Annotated in this window: 18 protein-coding genes; 3 read left to right on the top strand and 15 right to left on the bottom strand. The window is 59.8% G+C overall.

Going from position 1 to position 17,444, the window contains the following annotated elements:
- Positions 1–138 precede the first annotated feature (138 nt).
- Both HQ945_RS13525 and hpt read left to right on the top strand, forming a co-directional pair.
- Positions 139–432, top strand: coding sequence for a hypothetical protein (locus HQ945_RS13525; protein WP_113281436.1), 294 nt, complete (start codon positions 139–141; stop codon positions 430–432).
- A 96-nt stretch (positions 433–528) separates the two neighbouring features.
- A complete protein-coding gene (gene hpt / locus HQ945_RS13520) occupies positions 529–1,071 on the top strand; it encodes a hypoxanthine phosphoribosyltransferase (protein ID WP_174208181.1) in 543 nt (180 codons plus the stop codon).
- Here the strand turns inward: hpt and HQ945_RS13515 are convergent.
- From HQ945_RS13515 to argH, 4 genes are all read right to left on the bottom strand, one after another.
- Positions 1,068–3,632, bottom strand: coding sequence for a TIGR02302 family protein (locus HQ945_RS13515; protein ID WP_113281437.1), 2,565 nt, complete (start codon positions 3,630–3,632; stop codon positions 1,068–1,070). The genes hpt and HQ945_RS13515 overlap by 4 nt on opposite strands.
- A 123-nt stretch (positions 3,633–3,755) precedes the next feature.
- Positions 3,756–5,021 carry a diaminopimelate decarboxylase gene (gene lysA, locus HQ945_RS13510; RefSeq protein ID WP_113281438.1) on the bottom strand — a complete coding sequence of 422 codons (1,266 nt, stop codon included), beginning with the start codon at positions 5,019–5,021 and terminating at the stop codon, positions 3,756–3,758.
- 9 nt (positions 5,022–5,030) lie between these two features.
- Positions 5,031–5,216, bottom strand: a complete 186-nt coding sequence (gene lptM / locus HQ945_RS13505) for an LPS translocon maturation chaperone LptM (protein WP_091921260.1) — start codon at positions 5,214–5,216, stop codon at positions 5,031–5,033.
- 79 nt (positions 5,217–5,295) lie between these two features.
- Entirely contained in the window at positions 5,296–6,696 is a 1,401-nt protein-coding gene (gene argH / locus HQ945_RS13500) for an argininosuccinate lyase (protein WP_113281439.1), read from the bottom strand.
- Between the two features lie 34 nt (positions 6,697–6,730).
- Here argH and tlpA point away from each other — a divergent pair, with 34 nt between their 5' ends.
- Positions 6,731–7,408, top strand: a complete 678-nt coding sequence (tlpA, locus tag HQ945_RS13495; RefSeq protein WP_113281440.1) for a thiol:disulfide interchange protein TlpA — start codon at positions 6,731–6,733, stop codon at positions 7,406–7,408.
- A gap of 74 nt (positions 7,409–7,482) precedes the next feature.
- Here the strand turns inward: tlpA and HQ945_RS13490 are convergent, their stop codons facing one another.
- From HQ945_RS13490 to HQ945_RS13440, 11 genes are all read right to left on the bottom strand, one after another.
- Positions 7,483–9,411: a DEAD/DEAH box helicase gene (locus tag HQ945_RS13490; protein ID WP_113281441.1), complete on the bottom strand. Its 1,929-nt coding sequence runs from the start codon at positions 9,409–9,411 to the stop codon at positions 7,483–7,485.
- Between the two features lie 325 nt (positions 9,412–9,736).
- On the bottom strand, positions 9,737–10,210 hold the full coding sequence (locus HQ945_RS13485) for a YaiI/YqxD family protein (protein ID WP_091921267.1): 474 nt from the start codon (positions 10,208–10,210) through the stop codon (positions 9,737–9,739).
- A gap of 3 nt (positions 10,211–10,213) precedes the next feature.
- Complete coding sequence (locus HQ945_RS13480; RefSeq protein WP_091921269.1) at positions 10,214–10,852, bottom strand: exopolysaccharide biosynthesis protein; 639 nt, start codon at positions 10,850–10,852, stop codon at positions 10,214–10,216.
- A gap of 21 nt (positions 10,853–10,873) precedes the next feature.
- Positions 10,874–11,911, bottom strand: coding sequence for a TerC family protein (locus tag HQ945_RS13475; RefSeq protein ID WP_113281442.1), 1,038 nt, complete (start codon positions 11,909–11,911; stop codon positions 10,874–10,876).
- A gap of 174 nt (positions 11,912–12,085) precedes the next feature.
- Positions 12,086–12,967 carry a 3-hydroxybutyryl-CoA dehydrogenase gene (locus HQ945_RS13470; RefSeq protein WP_027231353.1) on the bottom strand — a complete coding sequence of 294 codons (882 nt, stop codon included), beginning with the start codon at positions 12,965–12,967 and terminating at the stop codon, positions 12,086–12,088.
- Between the two features lie 97 nt (positions 12,968–13,064).
- Complete coding sequence (locus HQ945_RS13465; protein WP_113281443.1) at positions 13,065–13,994, bottom strand: electron transfer flavoprotein subunit alpha/FixB family protein; 930 nt, start codon at positions 13,992–13,994, stop codon at positions 13,065–13,067.
- A gap of 21 nt (positions 13,995–14,015) precedes the next feature.
- Positions 14,016–14,765 (bottom strand): electron transfer flavoprotein subunit beta/FixA family protein, encoded by a 750-nt coding sequence (locus HQ945_RS13460; protein WP_113281444.1) that lies wholly within the window; start codon positions 14,763–14,765, stop codon positions 14,016–14,018.
- 204 nt (positions 14,766–14,969) lie between these two features.
- A complete protein-coding gene (locus HQ945_RS13455; protein WP_113281445.1) occupies positions 14,970–15,731 on the bottom strand; it encodes a rhomboid family intramembrane serine protease in 762 nt (253 codons plus the stop codon).
- A gap of 23 nt (positions 15,732–15,754) precedes the next feature.
- Positions 15,755–16,333 carry a cob(I)yrinic acid a,c-diamide adenosyltransferase gene (locus HQ945_RS13450; RefSeq protein WP_027231356.1) on the bottom strand — a complete coding sequence of 193 codons (579 nt, stop codon included), beginning with the start codon at positions 16,331–16,333 and terminating at the stop codon, positions 15,755–15,757.
- Positions 16,334–16,342: 9 nt separating this feature from the next.
- On the bottom strand, positions 16,343–16,540 hold the full coding sequence (locus HQ945_RS13445; protein ID WP_027231357.1) for a twin transmembrane helix small protein: 198 nt from the start codon (positions 16,538–16,540) through the stop codon (positions 16,343–16,345).
- A 43-nt stretch (positions 16,541–16,583) separates the two neighbouring features.
- On the bottom strand, positions 16,584–17,417 hold the full coding sequence (locus HQ945_RS13440; RefSeq protein WP_113281464.1) for an SDR family oxidoreductase: 834 nt from the start codon (positions 17,415–17,417) through the stop codon (positions 16,584–16,586).
- Positions 17,418–17,444: the final 27 nt, after the last annotated feature.

The following is a 17,444-nucleotide window of genomic DNA, read 5'->3' as shown; positions in this document are numbered from 1 at the left end:
TTTTATTTGGCGCGGACAGATTTGACCACCCATCAACATGCCTGAACAACAGCCGAAACGTTAATTTTTGCGCGCTAGGCTCCTGCGCATGATTCGGATAAACATGACTGCAACATGGCAGGGTGAGCGGAAAACCAGATGAATGCACAATCTGCAGCACCGCTTGCGAACGAGGCCATGAATATTGCGTCGGCGCAGGCATTCGCCATTTCCGAAATCGAAGACGCTTCGTTCGAAACGATAATGCCAGGTGGAAGCGCGATCGACGCACATGCTGAGGTGGCTGCAACGGCAGGCGGCTTTGCAATATTCACTCCTGGCGTTTCGCGCCGTCCTAACCTTCCCGGTTTTGGCTACTGGCTGGTCGTCGCTTTGGCGGCCCTGTCGGCATTTTGGATCGCTGGCGGGCACGTGCTTTTTATCGGACAGTAAGCCGCCCGCACATGTTCAACTTTGCTTTTTGCCTCAGGATCAGGCTATAGAGCGCATCTGCGCAACCAGCCCGTATATGAAACCGGAAAGACACGCATGCCAAAGGTCAGCGGAAGAAACATTGACGTTCTATTCAGCGCCGAAACGATCGCAGAGCGGAACCTCGAACTTGCAAAGGCCATTGTCGGTCGTAACTTCCAGAACCTCCTCGTCATTTCCATCCTCAAGGGATCGTTCATCTTTGCGGCCGACCTGATCCGCGCCATGCACGACGCGGGCGCGGAACCCGATGTCGAATTTATAACCGTATCGAGTTACGGCAAGGGAACCGAGAGCGGCGAAGTGCACCTCTTGCGTGATATTGACAGCGATGTGCATGGACGCGATGTGCTGTTGATCGATGACATTCTGGAATCGGGCAAGACTCTTAAATTCACGCGCGAACTGATGCTGGCGCGCGGCGCCCGCAGCGTTTCCATTGCCGTGCTTCTCGACAAGAGCGTCAAGCGCAAGACGGATATCGAGGCCGATTTCAAGGGTTTTGAATGCCCGGACTATTTCGTCGTCGGCTATGGCATGGATGTCGGTCACTCGTACCGGCAGCTGCCCTATGTCGGCGCCGTGACTGACGACGCTTAATCGAACTTCAATAGCCGCTCGAGATAGTCCTTTTCCATCTGCGGGCTCAGCGCATTGCCAAGCCTGCGGCGGATGGCATCCAGGATCTCGCGCGCCCGCTGGATATCGATTTCGCCGGGGACCTTTGTGCTGGTGCCGTCGTCGATGCCGCCAGTGCGGCGCTCGCGGCCGAGCGGATCGAGCCGGCCGTTTTGCTGGCGTCCTTCCGGTCCGGTCTGGCCCTCCTGACCCATCGCCTGTTGCATCTGTTTCATCATGTCCTGGCCGCCGCGGCGCAAGGCGTCAAGCGCGTTGCTTTGCTGGTCGAGCGCCTGCCCTCCATCAGCTTCGCCGAGCGACTTGCCGGCATCGCCCATTGATTTGCCGGCATCGCCGAAGTCCTTGCCCGGATTGATGCCGAGGCCCTTAAGATCGTCCATCATCTGGTCGAGATCGGATCTGAGCTTGTTCTGCCCTTCCTGCAGGCCGCGCAAGGCGTTCTCGATCTCCTGATCTGACATCTGGCCCTGGTTGCCCTGCTGGCCATTTTGCCCTTGTTGACCATTCTGGCCGTAGTCCTGCTGCATGCCGTTCTGGCGTTGCTGCTCAAGGCGGTGGGTCTGGTTCATCATGTCCTGCTGGCGCCGCATCAATTCGCCGAGCTTGTCCATCTGCTGGCGCATCTGACCTTGCTGGCCGTTCTGACCACGCTGGTTCTGCCCCATCTGCAGGTTGTTGAGCATGTTCTCCAATTCGGAGAGCAACTGTTGCGCTTGATCGCGCGAACCCTGCTTGGCAAGATCCTCGATCTGGTCGAGCATGCGGTCGAGGTCTTCCTGGCGCAGTTCCTGCATGTTCTGGTTCGGTGTTTGCGCCATGTTGGGATTTTTCTGCGCCTTTTCAGCAAATTCGCGCAGATACTGGTTCATCGCCTGGCGCAGTTCGGCCATGCGGCGTTCGATTTCTTCCTGGCTCGCGCCCCGTTCCAACGCCTGTTTCAACGCTTCCTGCGCTTCACGCAGCCGCCGTTCAGCGTCAGAAAGGGCGCCATCCTCTATGCCGCGCGCGACCTGCCACATATAGGCGACAACATCGCGCAACTGGTCATCGGTGCGGGCAATGTCGAGCCGTGTGTGGACGCTGCGCAAGGCAAGATAATGCGAGGCATTCTTGATGGTTTCTTCCGGCCACATCGTGATTGCGTCCAGCGTGTTGAGCACATCCTGCCGGGCGTTGGCATTCAGCGCCAGGTTGCGGCGCTGCTCGATTACCGCACGGGCCAGTGGATTGGCGAACGGCCGCTCAGGCATGATGAGCGTCTTGGTTTCGCTGCGCGCCTCCTGCTTGGCGTCATCGGTGGCAACAAGCGTCATGCGGATTTCGGAGCCCGCCCATGGATGCTCCGTAAGGTCCTTGGTGGTCTTGGTCTCCTTTGCCGCTTCGCCGCGGCGGGGCAGTGCAAGCGGAAGATCCGGCGCATTGTAGAGCGGGCGGGCGTCATTGTCGGCAGGCTTGGCCTGTTCCATCCTGGCGGCGGCACTGACCGCGCCGTAATCATCCTTGATTTCGTAGGTCACCTCCATCGTCCCGTTTGCCGCGCTCGACGGGTCCTTGGTGAAGCGGATCGAAGGCGGCTCATCCGGGATGACGGAGAAGGTCCATTCGGCGTTGCCGCGGCCATCGACAAACAGCGCGACGGTGCTGGTCGCGCCGAGCGACATTTCGAAATTGCGCGGCCTGTCCTTCACGGCCTCGCCTTCAGGCTGCTTGCCTTCCTGCTTGGCAGCAACGTCCGCGGCAATTCCGCCTTGTGGTCGCAGTGTCACCTTCTCCGTACTGTTTCCGCCAATGACGCGGATAGTGAGGATGCTGCCTTCCGGAACCGTGAACTGTTTCTCGGCGGTGTTGGCTGCCGACGTCAGGAACAGCGGCGCGCGCCCGGTATAACGCGGCGGCGTGACCCAGGCATCGATGCGCGGCGGCGCCACGTTGCTACCGCCATGGCTGCGGAAAGCATCGCTGATGTGCCCGCCCAAAGGTCCGCCTGAGAAGGCAAAAGCAATCACCAGAAACAGGCCGACGATCGCGCGCAAACCCCACGGGTCGATTTCGGGAACACGTGTCTGCGGCAGGTCGCTCTTGAGATTGCGAATGCGTTCGGCCATCCGCCGGCGGTGCTCGTCCCAGAGTGCGCGGGCGAAGGGGTCGGAGCTGCTCGTCGCCAATTCTTCCGACTGCACGGTGATTGGCTGATGGTCGAGGGCATTGACCTTTTCGAGCCGCGCATCGATCTCCTCCTGATCCGGCAGGCGGAACTTCAAAAGGAAATAGAAGCACGGCATGAGTCCGATTAGGAAAAGCGCCAGTGTACCGAGGCGCAAGAGATCCGGCATCAGCCGGAATATTCCAAACCAGGACAGGCAAAGAAAGACGCCGCCCAGCAGCAGGAACGGCAGCAGCAGCGGCCACAGGCGCTCGAAACTGATCGCGACCCATGTGGACAAACGGAGGCGATCGATACTTCTGAAAATATCGAACCTGACCCCTTCAGCGTCCCGTTGGTCGGGGTGTTGATCGGTCATACGCACTCCATCTCGGCTACATCGACGATGATGGCCCTAAAGAACAATAACATCCATCATGGCAAAGGCGAGGCCTTGGCCGAAAAAACCGATCATAGTTTTGTGTTTAGGTCTGTAAAAAACTCACAACCATTCGGGGATCGAATCAAGCCCGATCAGTTCCTCATAGCTCGTGCGTCGGCGGACAACATGGAATTGATCGCCACTGACAAGGACTTCCGGCACGAGCAGGCGCGTGTTGTAGGTGCCGGCCTGCACGGCTCCGTAGGCACCGGCCGTACCGATGGCGATGAGATCGCCTGGCGCCGGCCGCGGCAGGTCGCGGTCGAGCCCGAGGTAATCGCCTGTCTCGCAAACTGGCCCGACAATATCGGCGCGGATACGCGGCTGCGAAGCTGAAGCCTCCCTGACCGGCCGGATGATATGGAAAGCATCGTACAAGGTCGGGCGGATCAGATCGTTCATTGCCGCATCGACGATGACGAAGTTGCGCGCGTCGCCTTCCTTGAGGAAGATTACCTCGCTGACGAGGATACCGGCATTGCCGACGATGAGCCGCCCGGGCTCGAACATCGTCTTCAGGCCTAGCGGCTTGATGTGCCGCGCAACGATCTCGGCATAGGCATCCGGCAGCGGAGGCGGGTTGTTGTCGAAATGATAGGGGATGCCGAGGCCACCGCCGAGATCGACATGCTGGATGTCGTGCCCATCGGCCCTGAGCTGGGCGACCAGCTGGGCGAGGAGACGGAAGGCATTGTCAAAGGGTTCGAGATCGGTGATCTGGCTGCCGATATGCATGTCGACGCCGATGACCTTAAGTCCCGGAAGTTTTGCGGCCCGGGCATAGACCGAACTCGCCTTCGCAAGCGGGATGCCGAATTTGTTTTCCGATTTGCCCGTCGAGATCTTCTTGTGGGTCTTGGCATCGACATCGGGGTTGATGCGAAGGGATACCGGTGCAACCTTGCCCGCGGCAACGGCCCTGCTCGAAAGCAGTTCGAGTTCAGGCTCGGATTCGACGTTGAAGCAATGGATGCCGGCAGCGAGGGCATAGTCCATCTCGCCGGGCTTCTTGCCGACGCCGGAAAAGACGATCTTGCCGGCGGGAATGCCGGCGGCCAGCGCACGGCGCAGTTCGCCTTCCGAGACGACATCGGCGCCTGAACCCAGCTTTGCCAGCGTTTTCAGCACAGCCTGGTTGGAATTGGCTTTCAACGCGTAACACACGAGCGCATCCATTTCGGCAAAAGCGGAGGAAAAGACCTTGAAATGCCGTTCGATCGTTGCGGTCGAATAGCAATAGAACGGCGTGCCCACGACCCGCGCGACATCCGGGATGCTGACGCCTTCGGCGTGTAGAACGCCGTCCTTGTATTCGAAATGGTTCACGGCAATGGCCTAGATCAATGGGTCGAGTATGAATCGCTTGTCCTGGGCGGGAGGAGCGGCCGTCTTCGGCTCGCCCGGCGCGGAGGTCACGGAGGCTGGCGGCAATTCGAGCGGACCCTTGCGGCCGCAAGCCGAAACGGCGCTCGCAATCGCCAGTGTGACCAGAATTGTCGTCAGAATGGAACGGATTGCCATAGGTCTTGATCCTGTCGTCCGGAAGGGCTTTGTCCTTGTCTAGTGCATGATGGCGACTTAGGGAAGAGTCACCCGCTACCTAGAGTTTTGCAATTCGCTTTTGCCAGAACTTGATCTGCTTGCGAACCTGTTCCGGGGCTGTTCCGCCATAGGATTTGCGGCTGCGCACCGATTTGTCGACGGTCAGAAAGCCGAACACAGCCTCAGTAATCCCCGGGTTAATGCCCTGAAGCTCGGCGAGCGACAATTTACCGAGATCGGATTTCTTCTGCTCGGCGAGGGCGACAGCGCGTCCGGTGACGTGATGCGCCTCGCGAAACGGCAGGCCGAGCTCGCGCACCAGCCAATCCGCGAGGTCCGTCGCGGTGGAATAGCCCGAGCCCGCGGCCTTCTTCATCGCCGCCACATTGATCGTCATGTCGCCGACCATGCCGGTCATCGCCGCAAGGGCAAGCTCGAGGGTTTCCGCGGCGTCAAACACTGCCTCCTTGTCCTCCTGCATGTCCTTCGAATAGGTGAGCGGCAGACCCTTCATCACGGTCAGGAGACCGACCAAAGAACCGGTGATGCGGCCGGTCTTGGCACGCACCAATTCCGCGGCATCGGGATTCTTCTTCTGCGGCATGATCGATGAGCCGGTCGAGAACGAATCCGACAGCCGCACGAAACCGAACTGCGGCGTCGACCAGATCACGATCTCCTCGGCGAGGCGTGATAGATGCGTCGCGGCAATTGCGGCCACCGAGAGAAATTCGAGCGCGTAGTCGCGATCGGATACGCTGTCGAGCGAGTTCCTGGTCGGTTCGCGAAAGCCGAGCGCCTTCGCGGTCATGTGACGGTCGATGGGAAAGCCGGTCCCGGCAAGAGCCGCGGCGCCGAGCGGCGATTCGTCCATTCGGGCGATAGCATCCTTGACGCGGCTGAGGTCGCGCCCGAACATTTCGACATAGGCCATGCAATGATGGCCGAAGGTGACAGGCTGGGCGGTTTGAAGATGGGTGAAGCCCGGCATCAGCGTTGCCGCATGTTCTTCGGCGCGGCGAAGAAACGCCTCGATTAGCTTCTTTAAGGCGACCGCGACCTTTTCGAATTCCGCCTTTACCCAAAGGCGAAAATCGACCGCGACCTGATCATTGCGCGAACGCGCCGTGTGCAGGCGGCCCGCCGCTGCACCGATGAGTTCGGCCAGCCTCGACTCGACATTCATGTGAATGTCTTCAAGTTTGCGTGAGAAATTGAACTTTCCGCCCTCGATCTCTGACAAAATCGTGTTCAGGCCGCCCGCGATCTTGTCGTAATCCTCTGCCGCGATTATGCCGGTTTTCGCAAGCATGGCAGCATGGGCAAGTGAACCTTGAATGTCCTGGGCGTAAAGTTTCTGGTCGAAACCGATGGAAGCGTTGATCTCTTCCATGATCGCGGCGGGACCGGAGGCAAAGCGGCCGCCCCACATTTCATTGCTGTTCTTCTTGTCGGACATGATGCGCCTTGGTGAGTAGCGAAAAGAGTAGAAAATGGCAGGCAGCGACGAGACAGGCAAAACCCAACGGAGCAGCAGCAGGAGGATTATTTCCCTTGCCGCGCTCGCAGGCATCCTTGCCGGTGCGGTTGCGGTATACGTGATGGAGCGGCCCTCTGGCAATATTGCCACCGCGACAAACACAGGCGATCAATGTGCGCTGAAAACCGCCAATGCAAAGACGATCGACAAGTCGGCAACCGGTGCCGTGGCGGCGATGCGCGGCGCCGATACGCCGCAATCGATGACGTCGCTCAGCTTCACCGGTCCCGACGGGAAGCCGGTGCGGCTCGAGGATTTCAAGGGCAAGACTTTGCTAGTCAATCTCTGGGCCACCTGGTGCCTGCCCTGCCGCGACGAAATGCCGGCGCTCGACGCGCTACAGGCGAAGAAAGGCGGCGATGACTTCAAGGTCGTGACGATCAATATCGATACGGGCGACGAAACGAAGCCGAGGACGTTCCTGAATGAAATCGGCGTCAAATCGCTGGAGCTCTATCGCGATCCGTCGATGGTCGTCTTCAACGATCTGAAGCGCAAGAACCTCGCCTTCGGCCTTCCCGTAACAATGCTTGTCGACAAGGAAGGCTGCCAGATTGCCGCCATGAATGGCCCTGCCGAATGGTCCGGCGAAGACGCCGCCCGCTTTATCGACGCGGCAAAGGCTCTTTAGGTCAGGGCTAAATGCTTCCCTGATCGCTACCGCGATCCTGGGGCAGACAAGGCAGCCCCCGACGTGTCGCTCTACTACTCGCCCCCGCCGGCGGCGGCTTTGCGTGCCTTCTTGGCCTTGTACTTGTCAAAGCCATGCAGTTCGCCGGGCTTGCGCTCCTTTGGCTGCTTTTTCGGCTTTTCGGTGGTCCAGCCTTCGGGCTTCGCCTTGGCCGGCTTGGCTGACCAATCGCCTTTCGGCTTGTCGTCGCGGGCGCGCGGCTTGTCATCCCAATCGCGCTTTTCGCCGAAGCTCTTCTTGCCCTTGTATTCGCCGCCATCGCTGCGGCGCGCACCAGCAGAGCCAGGGCCCTCGCTGCGGGTAATGTTCACACCCTTTTCGCCGCTGCCGTACTGCTTGATGCGGGCGAGGAAATCATCAGCCTTGCTTGCAGTGATCTCGAAACGCGTTTCGGTGTCGAGAATCTTGATCGATCCCACATCGGTCTTGGTGATATCGCCAGCCTTGCAGATCAACGGCAGCAGCCAGCGCGGTTCGGCGCGCTGCTTGCGACCGACGCTGACGGAAAACCATGCGCCACTTTCGAACTCCGTATTGCGCGCCGAGCGCGTTCCGCGGTCAGCGCGTTCACCCCGCTCCGGACGCTCGTCGAAACGGCCCCCTTTGCGCATTGGTTCGAGCACATGCGACGGCGTCGAAGACAGTTCCTCCGGAGCAGGGCGGGCGGCCATCTGCTGGCGCAGATATGCGGCCGCAATCTGCTCTGACGAATGCTTTTCAAGGAGTTCCCGCACGAAATCCGTCTCGTCCTCAGCGACGGTTTCGGTCAATGACGGATCGTTGAGGATACGTTCGCGATTGCGCTTGTTGATGGCTGCCGCATCCGGCGGCGGGACCATGGACGTCGCGAGCTTGGCACCCTGCAGCAGGCGTTCCGCGGTACGGCGGCGTGATGGCGGCACGATCAGCACGCAGACGCCCTTGCGTCCGGCGCGTCCCGTGCGGCCGCTGCGGTGGAGCAAGGTCTCGGAATTATTGGGAAGGTCGGCGTGGATGACCAGGTCGAGATTGGGCAGGTCGATACCGCGGGCGGCGACGTCGGTCGCAACGCAAACGCGGGCGCGACCGTCGCGCATCGCCTGCAAGGCGTTGGTACGCTCGGCCTGGCTGAGTTCGCCGGAAAGCGACACAACATTGAAGCCGCGATTGGAAAGACGGCTCGTCAGGTGCTTGACCGCTTCGCGGGTCGAACCGAAGATGATCGTGTTCTGCGCATCGTAGTAGAGCAATGCGTTTATGATGGCATTTTCGCGCTCGCGCGGCGCCACCGGCATGATGTGGTATTCGATGTCGCTGTGCTGTTCCTTTTCGCTCGTGGCGGAAATGCGCAGCGCATTGTTCTGGAACTGCTTGGCCAACTGGGCGATGGGCTTCGGCACCGTCGCCGAGAACATCAATGTCCGGCGGTCTTCCGGCGCCTCACCGAGGATGAATTCGAGATCTTCGCGAAAGCCGAGATCGAGCATCTCGTCGGCTTCGTCGAGAACGACGGCGCGCAGGTCCGCCATGTCGAGCGAGCCGCGGGTAATGTGATCGCGCAGACGGCCGGGGGTGCCAACGACGATATGAGCGCCGCCCTGCAGGGCGCGGCGTTCCTTGGTCATGTCCATGCCGCCGACGCAGGAAGCAATGCGCGCGCCGGTCTGCTCGTAGAGCCATTCGAGCTCGCGCCGCACCTGCAGCGCAAGCTCGCGCGTCGGTGCTATGACCAGCGCATAGGGCGCGCCGATGGATTCGAAGCGCTCAGCGCCATCGAGCAGCGTCGGTGCGATGGCGATGCCGAAGGCAACGGTCTTGCCGGAGCCTGTCTGGGCGGAGACGAGAAGGTCTGCACCTTCCGCCTCGGGGGCGAGCACGGCGGTCTGGACCGGGGTCAGCGTCTCATAGCCACGGGCTGCCAATGCACCGGACAACGCCGGGGCGATAGAATCGAAGATGGTCATTCATGAACTTTCAAGTATGGGTTTGGCTGGTGTCTGGGCTCGGCGTCAATGGGAGCACGAGCGGCACGCATATAGCTTTGTTGCGTCCTCGTAGAACTTATCGCGCATTTCGTCAATGGCGGGCGGCTCGGCGCGCGGACAATCCGCCTCGGCCATCTCGGGAAATCCTGCGATGATCAAGTTTTTTGCGTTGACGGTAAAGCATTAGGGAAAGGCGCACGGAGCACATTGGTCGCACACGGGCTTTCGAAAGGACTGTACCCAGAAGGGCCGGCGGCGGTGATGCTGCTGCGCTAGAGGCGCTGTTGCGGCGCGGATTCGTTGGCTAAACGAATCCCGCCCGCTTCAGACGCACGATGGCAAGGTCGAGCGCGGAAAGAAAAGCCGAGCGGTCCTTCGGCGAGAAGGGCCGCGGGCCGCCGGTGATCTGTCCGGCCTGGCGCAATTCCTCCATGAGGTTGCGGGTCGCCAACGTGTTGCCGATCGAGGCCTCGGTGAAAGCCCGCCCCGTCGGCGAAATCGCGTCGGCGCCGGCCTTGACGCAGCGGCTGGCGAGCGGAATATCCGCGGTGACAACAATATCGCCCCGGTGGACGCGCTCCGCGATCCAGTCGTCGGCCGCATCGAACCCGTCGCTGACAATGACGCGCTCGATCATCGGATCGCGCGGGATCGCCATGAAGGAATTCGACACGACATAGACCTTGACGCCATGGCGTTCGGCCACACGGTATATCTCCGCCTTGACCGGACAGGCGTCGGCATCGACATAGATCGTGATCTTGTTGGTCTCGGTCATGGTTCAGCCGAAAATATGCAAGGCGGCAAGGCCCACGGAGGCGCCAAGGCCGATGGCAATGCCGGCAGCAAGCGCCGCAACGAGCAGGCCGGTGCCGAGCCACAATCCGTCCTGCTCGCCAAGCCCGATCGAAAGCAGAACGATACTCAGTGCAGGCATCTGGTTGATCAGGGGAAACGGCAAAATCACGATCAGTGACATTGCCAGCGCGACAATGCTGACGACGCGCTCGACAATGATCTGCGGCACCAGCCAGTAGCGCGGGCGAGCCAGCTTTTCGAACCGCAGCAGAATGGGCTGTATCCGGCCGATGAAGGCGCGGTAAGTTTCGATACGCATGGATTTGCGGCGGATGAAGGCGGGGAACCACGGGTTCTCGAAACCGATCAGCATCTGGATCGAGAGCAGCACGAGGGGAATGCCGAATATTGTCGATGTCCCGGGGGGGAGCGGCACCAGGTTGAGCGCCGAAAACAAGATCAGGAGCGCGCCAAAGCTGCGCTCCGAAAGTGCGGACAGGATATCATCGAGCGATATCCTGTCCGCCTGTCTGTCGCCAAGATGGACAAGAACGCTAGAGAGGCGCCGTTCGTCAGCAGACCCGGTCGGGTCCCAGTCTGACGGTGTTCCGTCAGCGTTCATCGCGTCCTCCTGCTCGATGGTTCAGACCTTCCCCGACGTGTCAGCAGCAGCGGCGGCTGGGGAGGGTTTTCCATCATGTGACAATTCGGCCTTATGCTCGTGCCGGGTGCTCCAAAGCGAACCGATGATACCCGCAAGCAGTATGCCAAGCGTGATCGACAGTGACCACATCGGCGGTATCTTTGCCAGCCCCAATGCGTCGGCAACGAAAATCTTTCCGCCGATGAAAACGAGGACGAGCGAGAGCGCGTATTTCAGGTAAACGAAACGGTGGATGAGGCTCGCCAGCGCGAAATAAAGCGCTCGCAGGCCAAGAATTGCGAAGATGTTCGACGTGAAGACAAGGTAGGGGTCGGTGGTGATGGCGAAAATCGCCGGGATCGAGTCGACCGCGAAGATCACGTCGGCAAGTTCGACCATAACGAGCGCCAGAAGCAGCGGCGTAATCCAGGTCTGGCGTTTCATTGTCAGTGGATCTGTGCGGCGCACGATGAACTTCTCGCCGTGCAGTTCCGGCGTGACGCGGAAGCGCTTGCTCATGAACTTGAAGACCGGGTTGGCCGAGACGTCATACGCCTCGTCGCTGGAAACAAGCATCTTGATGCCGGTAAAGACAAGGAAACCTGCGAAGAGATAAAGGACCCAGTGGTATTCCTGGACGATGGCAGCTCCCGCGGCAATCATGATGCCGCGCAGGACGACGACGCCAAGGATGCCGTAAACGAGGACGCGGTGCTGATACTGCTTTGGAATGGCGAAATAGCCGAAGATCATCGCTATGACGAAAATATTGTCCATCGCCAGGCTTTTTTCGACGACGAAGCCGGTGAGATATTGCATGCCGGCCTCGGGGCCGAGTTCCCACCAGATGAACCCGCCGAAGGCGAGGCCGAGACTGATATAAAAAGCTGAGAGCAAAAGGCTCTGGCTCATGCCTATATCGTGATTTTTTCGGTTGAGAACGCCCAGATCAAGGACGAGAAGAACGAGAACGAGGGTGAGAAAGCCAAGCCACATCCACAGGGGCTGGCCCATGGCGTCGGTAAATAGAAGCTCCATGTTGAAAAAGATCCGCCGGCATCGGTTCCAGATTACAGCTCCGACATCACGAGAGAGCCGGTAACTCCCGCCAGAGGGGCCCGGTGCTGCAATTCTGCCTCAGTTGGGAAGAGGCGGGGACCAATGCAAGGGTTTGATCGAAATATACTTTTGCGGCAAGCGGCTGGCGGAGGATCAGCGTGTCGGCACGGGGTGTTCGCCGCGATAGTCGTAAAAGCCGCGCCCCGCCTTGCGCCCGAGCCAGCCGGCTTCGACATATTTGACGAGGAGGGGGCAGGGGCGGTACTTCGAATCTGCGAGGCCGTCATAGAGGACCTGCATGATCGACAGGCAGGTATCGAGACCGATGAAATCGGCAAGCTGCAGCGGCCCCATTGGATGATTGGCGCCGAGCTTCATCGCCGTGTCGATCGCCTCTACCGAACCGACGCCCTCATAAAGCACATAGATCGCCTCGTTGATCATCGGCAGCAGAATGCGATTGACGATGAAGGCGGGAAAATCCTCGGCGACAGTAATCGTCTTGTCGAGGCTGGCGACGAATTCCCGCGCGGTCTCGAAGGTCACGTTTTCGGTGGCGATGCCACGAATGAGTTCGACGAGCTTCATCACCGGCACCGGATTCATGAAGTGAATGCCAATGAAGCGCTCGGGCCGGTCGGTGGTGGCGGCAAGGCGCGTGATCGAAATCGACGATGTATTTGTGGCGAGGATCGCCTCCGGATTGAGATTCGGACAAAGTTGGGCAAAAATCTTGCGCTTGACGGTTTCGTCTTCGGTCGCCGCCTCGATGGCGAGATCGACGCCGGCCAGATCCTCCATGCTCAGGGCGGGACGGATATGCGACAGCGCTTTGACGCGGGCGGATTCCTCGAGTTTGCCATGGGAAACCGAGCGAGCCATGTTGCCGTTGACCGTGGCGATGCCCTTCTCGATCTGTTCGGCAGACTGGTCATGGATCAAAACATTGTAACCGGCGACTGCGCAAACCTGGGCAATGCCCGAACCCATTTGCCCTGCGCCAATAATGCCTACAGTCTTGATCGTGCCAGCCATGTTTCCATCCGATTGTTATATGTACCATACAAACTAAATGGCCGGGGTAGTATCGTCTACCCCGGCCAGATAATTTCATTTCAAATTTTGAAGGATCTCAAAGCGCTTTTTCGAGTTCCGGCAGGATGGTGAAGAGGTCGCCGACGAGGCCGTAATCTGCCACCTGGAAGATCGGTGCTTCCTCGTCCTTGTTGATGGCGACGATGACCTTCGAATCCTTCATGCCGGCAAGGTGCTGGATCGCACCGGAAATGCCGACCGCGATGTAGAGGTCAGGAGCCACGACCTTGCCGGTCTGGCCAACCTGCCAGTCGTTGGGGGCGTAGCCGGCATCGACGGCGGCGCGCGACGCACCCACCGCTGCGCCGAGCTTGTCGGCAACAGGCAGGATCACTTCCTTGAACTTCTCGTTGGAGCCGAGCGCACGGCCACCCGAGATGATGATCTTCGCCGAGGTCAGTTCCGGACGGTCGCCGCCCGAAAGCTTGGCTTCGATGAATTTCGACAGGCCGGGATCAGCGGCGGCATTGACGCTTTCGACCGGTGCCGAACCACCTTCACCGGCGGCGGCAAACGTCGCGGTGCGCACGGTGATGACCTTCGTGGCATCGGTGGCCTGCACGGTCTGGATGGCGTTGCCGGCATAGATCGGACGCTTGAAGGTGTCGGCGGAAACCACTTCGATAATGTCCGAGACCTGCATGACATCAAGCAGGGCTGCAACGCGGGGCAGGATGTTCTTGCCGTTGGTGGTGGCAGCGGCAATGATCGTGTCGTAGTTGCCGGCAAGCGAAACGATGAGCGCGGCGCTTGCCTCGGCGAGGCGGTTGGCAAGATCGTCGCTGTCGGCGAGGAGAACCTTCTTGACACCGCCAAGCTTGGAGGCCTGCTCGGCAACGCCCTTGGCGCCCTTGCCGGCGACGAGCACATGCACGTCCGAGCCAATGGCGAGGGCGGCCGTCAGCGCCTTGGCGGTCTGGTCGGAAAGGGTCTCGTTGTCGTGTTCGGCAAACAGAAGAATAGCCATTTTATGTTCCTTTCCTAAATCTTAGAGAATGCCGGCTTCGTTCTTCAGCCTGGAGACGAGTTCAGCGACGTCCTTGACCTTGACGCCGGCCTTGCGGCCGCCCGGTTCCTCGGTCTTGATGACCTTGAGGCGGGGCTTGGTGTCGACGCCATAATCGGCGGCCGACTTCTCGTCGAGCGGCTTCTTCTTCGCCTTCATGATGTTCGGGAGCGAGGCATAGCGCGGCTGGTTCAGGCGCAGGTCCGTGGTCACGATCGCCGGCAGCTTGATCTCGATGGTCTGCAGGCCGCCATCGACTTCGCGGGTCACCTTGGCGTCGTCGCTGCCGAGTTCGAGCTTGGAGGCGAAGGTCCCCTGGCTCCAGCCGAGCAGCGCGGAAAGCATCTGGCCGGTCTGGTTGGCATCATCATCGATGGCCTGCTTGCCGAGGATGACGAGTTTCGGCTGTTCGGCCTCGACGACACCCTTCAGGATCTTGGCAACGGCAAGGGGCTCGACAATGTCGTCGACCTTGACGAGGATGCCGCGATCGGCGCCCATGGCGAGCGCGGTACGGATCGTCTCCTGTGCCTGCGCCGGGCCGATGGAGACAACGACGATTTCCTCGACCTTGCCGGCTTCCTTCAGCCGCAACGCTTCCTCGACCGCGATTTCGTCGAACGGGTTCATCGACATTTTGACGTTGGCAAGCTCAACGCCCGAGCCGTCGCCCTTCACCCTGATCTTCACGTTGTAATCGACTACCCGCTTTACCGGTACGAGGACTTTCATGGGGACTCCCTCTTCAAAAAAGAAAGGCAGATTTAACTGCCTCAATATAGTACCCGCTTGCCGGATGCCGACATTGAGGTGAAAAAAACGACACGTCAGGTGCCGGAATTGCGCCGGACCGTAAATATGAGGGAAGTAAAGGTCAATCGGTGCGGCGGGCGATTTTTAAGTTCAAACGATTGAATAAATCTCATGTCTCGGGTGCTAACGCCCCCACCGGACCGGCGGCACATTTGAGGTTGCCTGCTCGGGCGCCTTTTCGGTTATGACTGCCTTTGGAGAGACAATCGCCCTGTCGAAAAGCGGCACGCCGCGGCGCTTCATGATGATGATCAGAAGCGCGCCCGCAATGATGCCACCGACATGGGCCGGCCAGGAAACCTGTTCAGCGCCGCCGAACCCCAACATGAGAAATTGCGTCGCCACCCACAGCGCGAGCGGGTAGATAGCGGGGATGCGCAATGGGATTCGCCCGAAGGCCAATACCCAGACGCGAACACGGGGGTGGAGCAGCAGATAGGCCGCAACAATGCCGGCGATTGCCCCCGACGCGCCGATGAGCGGCATTTCCGAAGCAGGCAGAATGACGCCGTGCAGAAACGCACCCGCCGCCGTACAAAGGAGATAGAAGATCAGGAACTTCACATGTCCAAGGGCGTCCTCGACATTGTCGCCGAACACCCAGAGGAACAGCATGTTGCCACCGAGGTGGAAGATATCGGCGTGCAGGAAGGCATATGTGATGTAGGTCGCATCCGGCGGCACGAAATCGTAATTCGCCGGGAGGTTGACTAGATGGTGGATGACGGCGGGGATGTAACCTAGGCCGATCGCGGCGGCCTGCGATACGTCGCCGGCAACGCTCATCACCGCGAAAACCAGGACATTGATGCCAATCAGGGTCAGCGTGACATATTGGACCTTAATATATTTGAGGCTGTTGGCGTCATGCAGTGGAATGAACATCGGCGCCTCTATCCCCTCCGCACTTAGCGATTATGCCCGGGGACCCATAGCACGTCCTTCGCGCCATTGTCATTGACGACCCGTGCGGCGACGAAGAGAAAGTCGGAAACGCGGTTGATGTATTTGAGCGCCGCCGGTGTCACGGTTTCGTCCGGTTTCTGCGACAGCGCTACCATGTGACGCTCGGCGCGCCTTGCGACGGTGCGCGCCAGGTGAAGTGCCGCCGATGCTGGCGATCCGCCGGGAAGCACAAAGGAGCGCAGGGGTGCAAGGTTGGCGTTGAGCGCGTCTATATCTGCCTCGACGCGCTGGACCTGACTGTCGATGATGCGTAGCGGCTCGTAGGCAAGTGTCTCGCCGGTATCGGGCGTTGAAAGGTCGGCGCCGAGATCGAACAGATCGTTTTGGATGCGTGCGAGCATTGCATCAAGCTCCGGGAAGGTGCCCGTGTGGATGCGTGCAAGCCCGATGCAGGAATTCGCTTCGTCGACGGTACCGTAGGCTTCCACGCGAAGGTCATGCTTCAAGCGCCGCTCGCCGCTGCCAAGACCCGTGCTGCCGTCGTCGCCCGTGCGCGTGTAGATCTTGTTGAGCTTGACCATTTGTGAAACCTAGCCTGCCGCACGATGGAAATAGAGTGCGCCGACGATGAGGATGATGGCGATCAACTGCAGGAAGATGCGCAGTTGCATCATCTTGTTGGAGAAGTTGGCATCGCCTCCCTTCATCATGTTGCGCAGTCCGATGAGAAGAACGATCGTGACCGCCGCAATGGCAACGACCGCCAGAAACTTGAAGATGATATCCATGATGCATTTCCTTTCAGACCGGCCAGACTATAGGCTGATCTCATTATGATTGGCGTGCAAGCATGGCGTATAGCGCACGTGCGCTGAGAAATCTGCTTGCGAATGCGCTAATTTTTGCCGGGCGAGTGACGATATAATGCGGCCTCGGGCGTGGATTTTCCAAGGCGTCCTTGAGCACCGCATAAACTGCGTCCGGACCAAGCTTGAAGCGGGATTTGGTTCCGCCACCGCCGAGCCGCCTTACGAGTTTGCGGTAGTCATCGCGATGCACCGATTTTTCCGCATCGATATGCGTCTCGAATTGCTTGAGTGCATTCAAGGGAAACCGTGTTGCAATGGGCCCCGGCTCGATGAGGGACACCTCGATGCCGGATCCCGCAAGCTCCATGCGCTGCACGAGCATCAGGCCCTCGACGGCAAACTTTGAGGCGACATAGGCGCCGCGCCACTTCATCGGCAACAAGCCGAGGATGGAGGAGCAATGGACAAGCCGCCCGTGTCCCTGTTTGCGCATGGCGGGAACCACCATTTGCGTCAATTCGTGCCAGCCGAAGAAATTGGCGTCGAACTGTTCGCGCAAAGCGGCAATAGGCAAGTCCTCAACCGCGCCGGGCAGCGAATAGGCGCCGTTGTTGAACAGGGCGTCGAGTTTTCCGCCCGTGCGGGAAAACACCGCATCGACGGTGGCGGCGATCGATTGCGGTTCCCGGTAGTCGAGGTAGAGGCCGGTGAGGCCGGCTGCATCGAGGGCTTCGATATCGGCGGGTTGCCTCGCGGTGGCGAACACAGTCCATCCGTCGGCCTTCAACGCCCTAGCGCAATGCTCACCGATGCCGCTGGAACATCCGGTAAGGAGAATCGTTCTGGAATCGGCCATGTTGCTGAATGTTTTCAAATTGTTCGT

It is taken from the genome of Phyllobacterium pellucidum, assembly GCF_013327855.1.
Classification (GTDB): domain Bacteria; phylum Pseudomonadota; class Alphaproteobacteria; order Rhizobiales; family Rhizobiaceae; genus Phyllobacterium; species Phyllobacterium pellucidum.
The sequence above is the reverse complement of the archived record's forward strand: the minus strand, read 5'-3'. Positions and strand labels throughout refer to the sequence as shown.